Raw genomic sequence first — 12,370 nt, 5'->3', positions numbered from 1 at the left:
TGAATCATTAAACTAGACGATAAAAAAGGCGAGTTAGCTACTGCCAACTCGCCTCAGATAAAACCAACCGGTGCTGGTTTAGATATCAACCCTGCGCAGGGGATTGCTGCATCGTCCAGTTGAGCACTTGAGTGGCTAACTGGTCACTGGCCAGGCCAAAGGCCTGAACCACCTCGTTCATCTCGTTACCTTTTATCGGTTGGCGAATGTCAAACTGGCGAGTCGCAATAATCCTACGATCTGAAATTCTTACCAGCCGAGCATCAAAACGGATCAGCACTTCGCTGCTACCAACATGGTATACCCCTTGGAACGCGGACAGATCACCACTCAACTCCACATCAGCCTGCAAGCTATCATCGTCGCTACTGACTGCACGGATTCGCCCATCGCTACGGAACGCCTGAATAAGACGATTGCGCACCAAAATCGGCGCCGAATCACTCCAACGGGAGTTTTTATAAACCGCAATCTCCTGGCCCTGAGGCTGCACCGCTATGCGTGAGCTATTAAGAAACTGGTTCGTCGCCGGTTGTGAAACCCGTAATGACCAGTTTACTGTCTGCGCGTGTGGCACACTGACTGCAGGTGGCACCGGCAGAAGATAAACTTGTGATACAGGGGCCGAAGGTAAAATGGTGCAGGCAGAGAGCAGTATCGCCCCCCCGGATATCATCAATAGCCACACGCGGCGGCCTGCATAGCGCATCACATTAAAAGAGAGCATTAAGGCGTAAACTCCTGTGTTCTTTCACGGCCGCGCAACAAGGCCGCTGGGTTTTCTTCCAAACGAGAAACGGCGGCACGTAATGTCGCTAATGTTCTGCGCAGCTCATCTACTGCCGGCCCCAGCTCATTCATCCCTTGCATCCCGTTATTGAGTGAGGTTTTATTTTCACTCACCAATTTATTGAGGATGGTACTGGTATTTTGCAACGATGCCATGGTTTTGGCGGCATCACTGACCAGTTGTTTCCCCTGCCCATCCATTAAGCCGTTAGCATTACGCAGCAGGCGATTGGTTTGAGTCAGTGTCTCATTAGCCTGTTTACTGGCCTGCGCCAACTGCTGCAACAGGGTACGGAGATCACCACGTTGATCAGCCACAGTTTGGGTGACCAGCGCGAGATTATCCAGTGTCGTTACTAGGCGCTGCTGGTTATCCGGTGCCAGCAACTGGTTCAAACGCACCAACACTTCATTCGCATTGGTCATGAAATTCTCACCGTTAGCCAGTAACTGGCTCATCGGCGAAGGGGTAGCAATAATGATAGGAACCTCGTCATCTTTGCCCTCCAGCAACGGGCTGGTCTGGCTGCCACTGCTGAATTGAATATTTGAGGTGCCGGTAATACCCGCGACGGTGAGACGAGCTTGGGTATCTTCGCGTATCGGAGTAGATGCAGAAACGCGAATACGTGCCCAAACCTTATTCGGATTGTCTCGGTCCAGGCGTAATTGCGTCACCTCACCGACTCGAATCCCGCTGTACTGAACGGTGCTACCCTGTGACAGGCCACTCACAGGCTCATTGAAAACGATATCGTACAATCTGAACTGGCGATCAGAACCGGAATTTGTCAGCCATAGGCAAAACAGCAGCGCGGCACTCACCACAATAAGAGTGAACAAACCAATAACGACATGATGAGCACGGGTTTCCATATTACAACCTCTCTCCACTGTTAATTGCCGCTGCCTGATAAGCAGCCCGGCCACGTGGGCCATGAAAATACGCCTGAATCCAGCCATCATCAGTCGCTGCAACTTTATCCAGAGTATCAACCACCAGCACTTTTTTCTGCGAAAGCACCGCCACACGATCACACAGTGTATACAGCGTATCCAGATCGTGGGTCACCAAGAATACCGTTAGATTGAGGGCATCCCGCAGGGTGCGGATCAAACTGTCAAACGCCGCCGCACCAATGGGATCAAGACCCGCAGTCGGTTCATCAAGAAACAGAATATCCGGGTCCAGTGCTAAGGCACGGGCTAGCGCAACACGCTTGACCATACCACCCGACAGAGATGCTGGATACTTACTGCCAGTGCCCGGCGGTAGCCCAGCCAGTGCCAGTTTAACCTGAGCCAATCGCTCAGCCTCAGACCGGGGTAATCCGGCGTTTTCTATTAATGGTAATGCCACGTTCTCGGTCACGGTTAGAGAACTGAACAGTGCGCCTCGTTGAAATAATACGCCGAATCGGCGCTCGACCATGGCGCGGGATTGACCTGACAGTGCCATTAAATCCTTGCCAAAAACATGAATTTTCCCGTCAGTCGGACGACGTAACCCAACAATACTGCGTAACAGAACAGATTTACCGGTACCCGAGCCACCAACCACGCCAAGAACTTCGCCGCGCTTAACATCAAGATTCAACCCTTGATGCACGCACTGTACGCCAAAGCAGTTAACCAGATCGCGAATTTGAATGATTGCATCTTGCGTCATTTGGCTCACCACCCCATTTCCATGAAAAATAGCGCTGCCACGGCATCAAGCAAAATCACCACAAAGATCGAATGCACCACACTGGTGGTGGTATGAACCCCGACTGATTCAGCACTACCGGTTACTTTGAACCCCTCCAGACAGCCAATAATAGCAATCAGGAAAGCAAAAATAGGGGCTTTACTTATTCCCACCAGAAAATGCTGCAACCCATTACTGTTTTGCATAATCGACAAAAACATAGTGGGAGAGATATCCAGTGTTAAGGCACACACCACCATGCCACCGAAAATACCGCAAACCATGCCAATAAAGGTTAGCATCGGCAGAGAGATCAATAGTGCCAAGACGCGCGGTAGCACCAACAGTTCGACCGGATTCAAGCCCAGTGTTTGGATAGCATCAATCTCTTCATTGGCTTTCATCAAGCCAATTTCAGCGGTAAAAGCACTGGCTGTTCGCCCTGCCATCAGGATCGCGGTAAGCAGTACCGCAAATTCACGTAGAAAAGAAAATACCACCAAATCGACGGTAAAAATGCCCGCGCCGAAAGTAGTGAGTACGGTTGCACCGAGAAAGGCGATAACTGCCCCCACCAAAAAGGTGAGCAACATAATGATCGGCACAGCATTGAGGCCAATCTGTTGAATATTGGCAATTAATGAGGTAATGCGCCAGCGGGAGGGGCGAAAAAGTGTTCCCAGCAAGGTTTCCAGCGCCAGACCAATAAAGCCCAATAGTGACTTAATATCTTGCCATAAGTTATCTACCGAACGGCCGGTATTAGCCAGCATCTCAAGCCAAAACCGTGTGGGTTTTTCAGACAACTCAGGGGTTAAGTCAGGCAATACATGGCTTACCGTTTCAAGTAATATCCTCCGCTCTTCTGGCAATTTAGGCGCAAGTTCGCGTAAATTTGCTACACGGTCCTCACCCAGAAGCAGAGCTAACAACGTTGCACCGGCGGTATCTAACGCCCCCAGTTGGTTGAGATCAAATACCCCCCCACTGGGCATATTAGCGCGCAATTGCGCAACGCGCGGCTCCAAAACGCAGTAATGCGCCAACACCCAGTCCCCCCGGATATAAACTCTGGGGGGCTGAGCCGCGCTATCGAGATCAAGTTGTGCGGGGGACGTTTGCTCAGTCATTGCTCAGACCTTACCTATTTCAAACTCTAATGTTTCAAACCCTAAATAGGTATATCACACAGTTAAGTAAGAGTAATGACTGTTTAATTAATGAAGTGTTAACCACACCCTAATCAGTGAGGTGTGGCACGCTGTTTGCCCAATTGCCGTATTTTCCTCTCTGGCAGGGTAAACCAAACGACTACCGCCAGCAGAATTAACAGTACGCTGGCAGTACCTAATACCAGACTATGTGAGGCAGAAAAGGCCAGTTTGGCGCTGCTCAGTAGATGCTCGTCCCCACCAAGGCTATTGACCACCTGAATGGTTTCACTGATAGAAGCACTGGCCTGTGTAACCAGATCAGCGGGTAAATCTGCCGGCACTGTTGCAAATAGTCGGTGGTGATAAACTTATCATCCCCTTTTGCTGATGGAGCTGCACATGAACCCATTCAAAGGCCGGCATTTTCAGCGTGACATCATTCTGTGGGCCGTACGCTGGTACTGCAAATACGGCATCAGTTACCGTGAGCTGCAGGAGATGCTGGCTGAACGCGGAGTGAATGTCGATCACTCCACGATTTACCGCTGGGTTCAGCGTTATGCGCCTGAAATGGAAAAACGGCTGCGCTGGTACTGGCGTAACCCTTCCGATCTTTGCCCGTGGCACATGGATGAAACCTACGTGAAGGTCAATGGCCGCTGGGCGTATCTGTACCGGGCCGTCGACAGCCGGGGCCGCACTGTCGATTTTTATCTCTCCTCCCGTCGTAACAGCAAAGCTGCATACCGGTTTCTGGGTAAAATCCTCAACAACGTGAAGAAGTGGCAGATCCCGCGATTCATCAACACGGATAAAGCGCCCGCCTATGGTCGCGCGCTTGCTCTGCTCAAACGCGAAGGCCGGTGCCCGTCTGACGTTGAACACCGACAGATTAAGTACCGGAACAACGTGATTGAATGCGATCATGGCAAACTGAAACGGATAATCGGCGCCACGCTGGGATTTAAATCCATGAAGACGGCTTACGCCACCATCAAAGGTATTGAGGTGATGCGTGCACTACGCAAAGGCCAGGCCTCAGCATTTTATTATGGTGATCCCCTGGGCGAAATGCGCCTGGTAAGCAGAGTTTTTGAAATGTAAGGCCTTTGAATAAGACAAAAGGCTGCCTCATCGCTAACTTTGCAACAGTGCCAGATTTTCGATAAACTGACCTGCGTTGATCTGGGGGCGGTTGTTGATAACAAACGACTGGGTGCCGTTCTGAGGCTGGCACAGCAGAAACAGGAAGAGCTGGAGGCTGAAGGAAAGCGAATGCGCAGTACAAAAATGCCCCGCAGGTGCGCTCAGGAGCGTGCACTGGAAGAGCTCAGGGCGATCAACCCGGTGCTGGCCAGTCCGCAGGATTTTATCCCCAGCCTGAAGCGATGAGCCCTTCCCTCACCTGCGGATCTGATATGGCCGACAGATGAGAGAAAAATGGACGACAACAAACCAGTGCTCCTGACACTTCACGAAGCGCTACGCCTGGATTTGATTGAAGCCTATATGGCGCGGGAAATTACGCTGGCAGAAGTGGCAGAGTCCATGGATCTCACCCGTCGTCAGTGCTCCCGCCTGATTAAACGCTACCGCGAGCTGGGGCCAGCCGGTCTGGTCAGCCGGCGCCGTGGAAAGCCAGGCAATCATCAGTTAAACACCACCATCAGAGATCAGGCACTGCAGCTTATTCGCTCACGCGGCCGGGATATGAATCCGTCAGCCATCTGGCGAATTCTGACCACAGAATACGGTGTCCGGATTTCAAAAGAGACCGTGCGGAAAATGATGATTGCCGAGAAAACCTGGCACCCTCGCCCGTCCTCAAACCCTGAATCAGACTGAAGAAGGTATTGGCCGGACTGACCACAGACGTCACTTCAGCTTGGCTTTAAATACGACATTTCAACATTGGCTAGATAGGCTTTGTTAGAACCATTTAGTAATGTCACTTTTGGGGCTGCGGATGTTTTCTTGGACTGTTATGTTGTGATCCCAAGATGCTGCCGGTACTTCACAGGACTCATTGCACCTAATGATAGCTTGATACGTTTCTCGTTATACCAGCGTATGTACCTGTCCAGGAAGCAGATAAATTTTTCCAGCGTGATACCCGCCCAGTCTCTGCCATAGAACATTTCGTTTTTGATACGCCCGAAGAAGCCTTCACACGCAGCATTATCCGACGAGCATCCTTTGCGCGACATGGACCTTATAAGTCCGGAGGTGTTGATACGCTCGAGCCAGCCCGGCCACCGGTAATGGCCACCACGATCGCTGTGTATCACCGGTTTATCATGTTCGCTGAGCGTATCGAGTGCGTCATCGAGCATCGTATTCACCAGCGTCGCGTCCGGGCGTGTTCCTATCGACCAGCTTACAACCTGGCCATCAAAGCAGTCGATAACCGGCGACAGATAGACTTTTCCAGCCGGAAGCTGGAACTCCGTAATATCGGTCAGCCACTTCTCATTTGGCCTGCAGGAACTAAAATCCCGGGCGAGTAAATTTTCCGGTGCCGGACCGATTTCGCCACAGTAAGAGTTATATCGTCGTCGCCTGGTGCGCTTAACAACGAGCTGCTCTTCTGCCATCAGTCTGCGGACAACCTTTTCAGAAATAACCCTGTTGTTACTGCGAAGCATCGCGTGAAGGCGCCGGTAGCCGTAACAGCGGTAATTCTCCTCAAAGATATCGGCCATGATCACGCGTATTTCCGCATACTTATCGTACAGACGTTTGCTGGCTTTGTGGTAAAAATAACAGCTGCGGGCAAGTTGCAGAACGCTTAGCAACTCAGCAACGGGGTACTTTTTCTTAAGGGCATCAACTATCAGGGTTTTCTCCCCGTTTTTCAGTTTCAGAAAGCTGATGCCCAGATCTTTTTTTATCAGTTCATTCGCCTTTGTCAGTATGTCACGTTCGAGCTCCAGCTGATGAACCTGCTTCCTGAGACGCTGGATTTCACCGAGTAAAGTATCCTGATTTTTATCCTGAGGGGCTGCCTTTCGTTTGCGCATGGATTGATAAGCCTCGTCACTGATAAGGTCTTTCTTCTATTTGTACAGGACCGGGACGCTGACGCCTATGCTTTGTGCAACTTTACGCGCGGTTCCACGTCGGTTACAGAGCTCCCGGACGGCCTGAGACCTCTCTTCCGGGCTGAAGCATTTGCTTGTGCCTGAGCGAATGACCAGGGGACGCGCATTTGGGTAAAACTCTTCAATCCAGCGCTTTAGAATTTCGTTACTGGGGTAGCCGATGGCTCGGCGAGTGTACGACAGGCAACCACCGTGAGTAAGATAATGCTCAACAGCAGCAATTTTCTGTGTACGTGAATAGCGTTCTCTTGGTTTTAATTCCCTGGGTAAATCGCCCTTCTCTTCATAAATCCGAACCCAACGGCCCAGCTGTTTTGTGGAAGGATATCCCAGCTCCATGACGACAACGGAGGCTTTCTTTCCGTACCGGTAATAGAGTTCGACGGCCCGAATCCGGTCCTCGTATGAATGCATAAATTAACTCCTGAAGGTCCAGGAATTTGTCCACACTTCCACCTTCAGCTGCTACATAGTTTGGACATGACGATTTATTAAAAGGCTCATAAAGGTTCAAATCATTACATAATAACTATTATTGTTTCTTATCAATAAATTATGGAAAAACATACCTTGACCGAGGCATCCATAGTGCTATGTTTACGGTAAGCGACACAGCGCTTGGGCTGCACTCCTGAGGGACCATTACATTCGAGGATGATGCCTGTCTGCTATGTCAGGTTGGTCAAACCCTTCGCCCCGCAAGCGAGACAATCAGCAAGGAAGATTAATAGTATTGGCAATCTGTAGCGAAGAGTTGCAGTACTGCCCCTTCCATCATCCACAATGATAGCTATCAGTAAGTTAACGAAAATGAGAGGGCATCGGAAATGCTCGAAGTTGAATTTCAGGAATGGTTGAAGAGCAGAGGCGCCAAAACGCAAGCAGGCCTCAATTCCCGTATTTATGCTGTCAAAACTATAGAAAAAAATCTCGCAGCACTTGGTTCTCCTCATGCAGATCTGGATGCAGCCTACCAGGCGGATGGATTTGCGCAATTGCGGCAGCGGATCAAAGAGATTCGCCGTGATGCCAAAGACAACGGCAATGACTATAGGTTACTAATGCCTGAATCAGAGCAACCGCTTAACCGATTGTCCAACTGGAATAGCTGGCTCGGACAATATGGACGTTTTCTGAGCGGTGATGACTCTCAGGCCGACGAAATTCGGGATTATGTCCTTGAAAACTACATCACCCCAGCCAGAGAGCGAGGTGACGCAAGTGTCACCCTGGTAGTTGGTCCTCTGAATACTGAAATGGGTCTCGACAAGGGATGGCCGAACATCTGTCAAGCTCTTGATGGTCAAAAATTTCAGGAACTAGCGGATGTTCCCCCTCCGGTGACGGAAGGGCCTAAAAAGAGCACAACCCGGAAATATACGTTCATCCTTACGGAAGGAAGCGAACTGGTGGCCCAGACTAAACCAACTCCGACTAACCTTATTTTTTACGGTCCTCCAGGTACCGGAAAGACCTATCACACGGCGAGGGAAGCCGTAGCGCTCTGCGATGGCAAAGATGCCTATCCGAACTCAAAAGATGGGCGTGCGGCCCTGATGGCGCGCTATAACGAACTGATGGCAGAAAAGAGAATCTCTTTCGTCACATTCCACCAGAGCTATGACTACGAAACCTTCGTTGAGGGTCTTCGTCCAGAAATCGGTGAAGATGAGTCTTCGTCTGCTGGATTCAGACTCATGCCTACGCCGGGGCTCTTCAGAGAAATTTGTGCCCTTGCCGATCAGGCCAGAACACAACCCCGTGCACAGACAGATGCCTCGGCACTGCAACTATCCAAGAAACGCTTCTGGAAAATGGGGCAAGGGACAATTGGCACCGAAGACGATGTGTATGAAGATGCCCGCGACAATGGGTATATCGCTCTGGGGTGGGGTGGGACCATAGACTGGAGCGCGGATAGATTCTCATCGTTCAACGCGATTCATGATGAATGGATCAAGCAAAATCCAGGGAATCTGACGCCTAGTAACTGGACGCAAACCTATCCCTTCCGTTGCGAAATGAAGCCTGGTGATATCGTGATTGTCCCTTACGGGAACACTGCGTTTCGCGCTATCGCTGAAATAACTGGTGATTACTATTTCGTTCCTGAAGCCGAAGGTTACTATGCCCACCGCCGCCCAGTTCGCTGGCTACTGACCCTTGATGAACCACTGCCACTCGATACAATTATCGATGGTAACTTCACCATGCGGACGCTCTATTCCATTGCCACCAGTCGTGTGAATATCCCGGCGCTAGGCAGACTGCTCTCGAGTACAGAGAACCTGGATAATAGTTCCGATGTTAAAGGACAACCAGAACAATTCGTCCTCATTATTGATGAGATCAACCGGGCAAATATCTCGAAAGTGTTCGGTGAACTGATTACGTTAATTGAGCCGGATAAACGCCTTGGAATGCCTGATGCACTCACCGTAACTCTGCCTTATTCGAAAAAGAAAGATTTTGGCATCCCCGCCAACCTTCATATCATAGGCACCATGAATACCGCCGATCGATCCATCGCATTGCTCGACACAGCATTAAGGCGGCGATTCAACTTCCGGGAAATGGCTCCCGACGCGACCCTGCTAAGTGAAGTAGAGGGGATCGATCTCAAAGCCGTTCTTACCACCATCAACCAGCGTATTGAATATCTTATAGGTCGGGAATATCGCATTGGACACGCCTTCTTTATCAATTGTGAATCCAGGGCACAAGTTGAAGATGCAGTGCGCAATAAGGTCATACCGCTGTTACAAGAGTATTTCTTCGAGGACTGGAGCCGAATCGCGGCAGTGCTGGGCGATGGTTTTATGCAGGAAGCTCAGATTTTACCGCCACCCGGAATAGAGGGGGAACCATTATCAAGCTGGTCGGTACGTGCACCGTTCAGAAATGACGCCTTTGATCGACTGATAGGCAAAACCAGAACGTTAAATGTCACCGATCTTGAGGTGGCTGGTGAATCGAAAGAATGACGCACCTCACGGTTCGCGAATGGGGTGGTGTTTGTGTGAACACTGAAAGCAGCATAAACGCTCCTCATGCTTTTACCCGCCCTCAGGCTAACGCGCTGCTTACGGCGGCGCGCGAGCATCCGCTGGCAAATCAGCACGGTACTAATATCTTAATCGATCGCCATAACAAAATTATTGCCGGGCAAATGGTTGGGGTCATTGCCGCTCCGGGATGTAGCCTTGAGATCCTGCCCAAATTCGACGACGAGACGATAGAACCGGACGCCACAATACGCAATCGCCTGATACGTATGCTTGATGTCGCCCTCGGCCTTAAACTCGGCAATGGACAGGCTGCAACAATGGCGAGACAAGCTGAAAGCTTACTTGAGATACTCATCCGCTTGTTCGCCGAGCGACTCTTATCTGAAGTACATCGGGGATTACCGCGCACCTATTTGGCACAGGAAGACGATTTGCCCTCATTGCGCGGAAGGCTCAATATCAAACGACAATTCACTATGCTTGCCGTCCGCCCCGACCGTCTCGCCTGTCGTTACGACGAACTGTCGGCTGATACCGCCCTGCTTCGAATTATGAAGGCGTGTGTAGTTCTGCTTCACCATTATGCCCGCGCTGCTGATACGCTCTGTCGTCTGAATGAATTGCGCATCCTGTTATCGGGTGTTAGCGACGTCCCTTTCAGTCATCTGCCGTGGTCACAGGTACGGATCGACCGAACCAATCATCGCTGGGAAGCCCTCTACAATCTGGCACGTCTTCTCCTGCGACGCGACTGGCAAGCTACACACCACGATAAACGAGCGCAGAACGGGATTACACTGCTTTTCCCAATGAACGACCTGTTCGAGGCATATATAGCGGCGCTGGCGAAGCGTGCTGTACGCGGTACGGAATGGACGGTTCGTGCACAGGCAGGCAGGTTATACTGTCTGATCGAGGACGTAAAAGAAGGCAAACCACGCTTCCAGACCCGACCAGATCTGCTTATCGAGCGGAACCATCAGATTGTTATGATGATAGACACTAAATGGAAGCGTATTGGTCGTCATCCCGAAGATGCCAGGCATGGCATATCGCAGGCTGATGTCTACCAGATGATGGCCTATGCACGGATTTATCAATGCCCACAAGTTATGCTTCTCTATCCACATCATGCAGGTCTGGGAACGCAACCTCTGAATGCAGGCTATAGGATTCTAGCAGGCAAGGAACAATTACAGGTGGCTAGTGTGAATCTGGTTCTCGATGAGGACAAGATTGTCGAGCAGTTAATTAACCTACTCGGCATCAACACGCAGTGAGGCGAAAAGGCGAGACCGTGACCTGCTCCCCGTTGATTAACACGCCGCAATGTTAGTAATGCGACTATTTAGCTGCGAGATCAACTGCCAACTTCCGCTCTTCGCTCATAGCGGACTGCGCTCACTTACTGCTGTGAGCGTTACATTGAGTTTAATGCCAGCCAGGTATAGTCAGGTTGACAGTACTTGTTTCAGACCTTCGTCATTAAAAACGGTTCCGGTCTTCAGGACGCCATAACACCAGTGCACCAGTTTCCGCATCAGCGCGCCAATGGCTACCATTTTAGGTTTACCCCGCAGGCACATCTCATCGTAAATATTACGCATTCGCTTATTGTAGATTTTTCCGCACAGGGCGGACATGTAAAGCTTCGCTCTCAACTGAGGGGGGCCGATTTTCGACATCCGCGGTCGGCTCCGGACCGATGTGCCTGAGCGTTTCTCGATCGGCACCACGCCCAGAAAGGCGGCAGCCTGCTCAGCTGATGCAAAGTTATGGCTGCGAAGCACGACCAGCATATGCATCCCCAACTGGGGACCAACCGATTTAATTGAGTTCAGCAGTGTATAATCACGCCTCAGTGCAGGGCTGGCTTTGATATGTGCTTTAATCTGCCGCTCGATATTACTTACCTCCTCGCGCAGAAGCTGCGCCATACGCCTGCAGGAACTGATAATATCTGCAGGTGTGTCTGTCGACAGGTATTTTTCCAGCCTTTTCTCCTCACGCAGGGCATCACCCAGCAGAACATCCCGCCGTCGCAGGAGTGCACCGAGATATCTTATTTCGGGTGCCGGCGGCTCCCAGTAGTGTGGCTTCTTAAGGAATGCGTAACAGGCCAGCATATACGCATCCACCTTATCCGTCTTTGTCATTATTCCCATGCCGCGTGCAAACTCCCGACTGCGGTGGGGGTTGGCCAGAGAAACCCGGAAACCGGCATCATGTAACTCAGTGGCCAGCCGTTCGTGATAAACACCGGTAGCTTCCATCACAACATGAACATCCTCAGGACCGCAGTGCTGGAGCCGGAGCCAGCGAAGAATATTTTCAACTGAATGTCTGTTATTTTGGATGTTACGGGTTTTTATGCGTCCTTTGATACCGTCATACAGTATGCAAAGATCCAGGGTGTTTTTACTTACGTCAATGCCGACTGGAAACATGGTCAAACTCCTCTCACATAAACCGTCACGCCTGTTCGCCTTGTACATACGGAGTCGAGCTCCCGGTAACCGTTCAACCTGATGTGCTGGCGTGAAAGGTGAAGCGGAGGGCCATATGCTGCAAATCAAGGTTCAGCGGTGCTGGCTTTTCTGACCTTAAGTGAAGGGCGCGGCTCACTCT

The 12,370-nt window shown here is 50.8% G+C and carries 9 protein-coding genes and 2 pseudogenes; 5 read left to right on the top strand and 6 right to left on the bottom strand.

All coding sequences use genetic code 11. The annotated features are described in order from the left end of the window. Nucleotides 1-85: 85 nt before the first annotated feature. The 4 genes from HV157_RS01760 to HV157_RS01745 are packed head-to-tail and all read right to left on the bottom strand — an operon-like array spanning nucleotide 86 to nucleotide 3,609. Nucleotides 86-727, bottom strand: coding sequence for an ABC-type transport auxiliary lipoprotein family protein (locus tag HV157_RS01760; protein WP_000948259.1), 642 nt, complete (start codon nucleotides 725-727; stop codon nucleotides 86-88). Continuing rightward, nucleotides 727-1,665, bottom strand: a complete 939-nt coding sequence (locus HV157_RS01755) for an MlaD family protein (protein WP_000449980.1) — start codon at nucleotides 1,663-1,665, stop codon at nucleotides 727-729. Before HV157_RS01755 ends, HV157_RS01760 begins: the two co-directional genes overlap by 1 nt. A gap of 1 nt (nucleotide 1,666) precedes the next feature. Continuing rightward, complete coding sequence (locus HV157_RS01750) at nucleotides 1,667-2,458, bottom strand: ABC transporter ATP-binding protein (protein ID WP_001325019.1); 792 nt, start codon at nucleotides 2,456-2,458, stop codon at nucleotides 1,667-1,669. 5 nt (nucleotides 2,459-2,463) lie between these two features. Further along, nucleotides 2,464-3,609 (bottom strand): ABC transporter permease, encoded by a 1,146-nt coding sequence (locus tag HV157_RS01745; RefSeq protein WP_001325018.1) that lies wholly within the window; start codon nucleotides 3,607-3,609, stop codon nucleotides 2,464-2,466. 423 nt (nucleotides 3,610-4,032) lie between these two features. Between HV157_RS01745 and HV157_RS01740 the strand changes: the two genes are divergently transcribed. The 3 genes and pseudogenes from HV157_RS01740 (at nucleotide 4,033) to HV157_RS01735 (ending at nucleotide 5,478) form a co-directional block, all read left to right on the top strand. Then, nucleotides 4,033-4,737, top strand: coding sequence for an IS6-like element IS26 family transposase (locus HV157_RS01740; RefSeq protein WP_001067855.1), 705 nt, complete (start codon nucleotides 4,033-4,035; stop codon nucleotides 4,735-4,737). A 45-nt stretch (nucleotides 4,738-4,782) separates the two neighbouring features. Beyond that, a pseudogene (locus tag HV157_RS26200) lies at nucleotides 4,783-5,025 on the top strand (ISNCY family transposase); the annotation flags it as partial. Nucleotides 5,026-5,073: 48 nt separating this feature from the next. Next, nucleotides 5,074-5,478 carry a helix-turn-helix domain-containing protein gene (locus tag HV157_RS01735; RefSeq protein ID WP_001515732.1) on the top strand — a complete coding sequence of 135 codons (405 nt, stop codon included), beginning with the start codon at nucleotides 5,074-5,076 and terminating at the stop codon, nucleotides 5,476-5,478. A 137-nt stretch (nucleotides 5,479-5,615) separates the two neighbouring features. Here the strand turns inward: HV157_RS01735 and HV157_RS01730 are convergent. Further along, nucleotides 5,616-7,148 (bottom strand): annotated as a pseudogene (locus tag HV157_RS01730) (IS3-like element ISKpn38 family transposase). Nucleotides 7,149-7,561: 413 nt separating this feature from the next. Between HV157_RS01730 and HV157_RS01725 the strand changes: the two are divergent. Then, complete coding sequence (locus HV157_RS01725; protein WP_000895052.1) at nucleotides 7,562-9,718, top strand: AAA family ATPase; 2,157 nt, start codon at nucleotides 7,562-7,564, stop codon at nucleotides 9,716-9,718. Further along, nucleotides 9,715-11,022, top strand: coding sequence for an McrC family protein (locus tag HV157_RS01720; RefSeq protein WP_000149431.1), 1,308 nt, complete (start codon nucleotides 9,715-9,717; stop codon nucleotides 11,020-11,022). Before HV157_RS01725 ends, HV157_RS01720 begins: the two co-directional genes overlap by 4 nt. Before the next feature lie 171 nt (nucleotides 11,023-11,193). On the opposite strand, the gene HV157_RS01715 is transcribed toward HV157_RS01720, so the two are convergent. After that, complete coding sequence (locus HV157_RS01715; RefSeq protein WP_000484486.1) at nucleotides 11,194-12,189, bottom strand: IS110 family transposase; 996 nt, start codon at nucleotides 12,187-12,189, stop codon at nucleotides 11,194-11,196. Nucleotides 12,190-12,370: the final 181 nt, after the last annotated feature.

The organism is Enterobacter sp. RHBSTW-00318, from assembly GCF_014101375.1.
Lineage (GTDB): Bacteria > Pseudomonadota > Gammaproteobacteria > Enterobacterales > Enterobacteriaceae > Enterobacter > Enterobacter ludwigii.
Note: the sequence above shows the minus strand (reverse complement) of the source record. Positions and strands in the feature narration are given on the sequence as shown.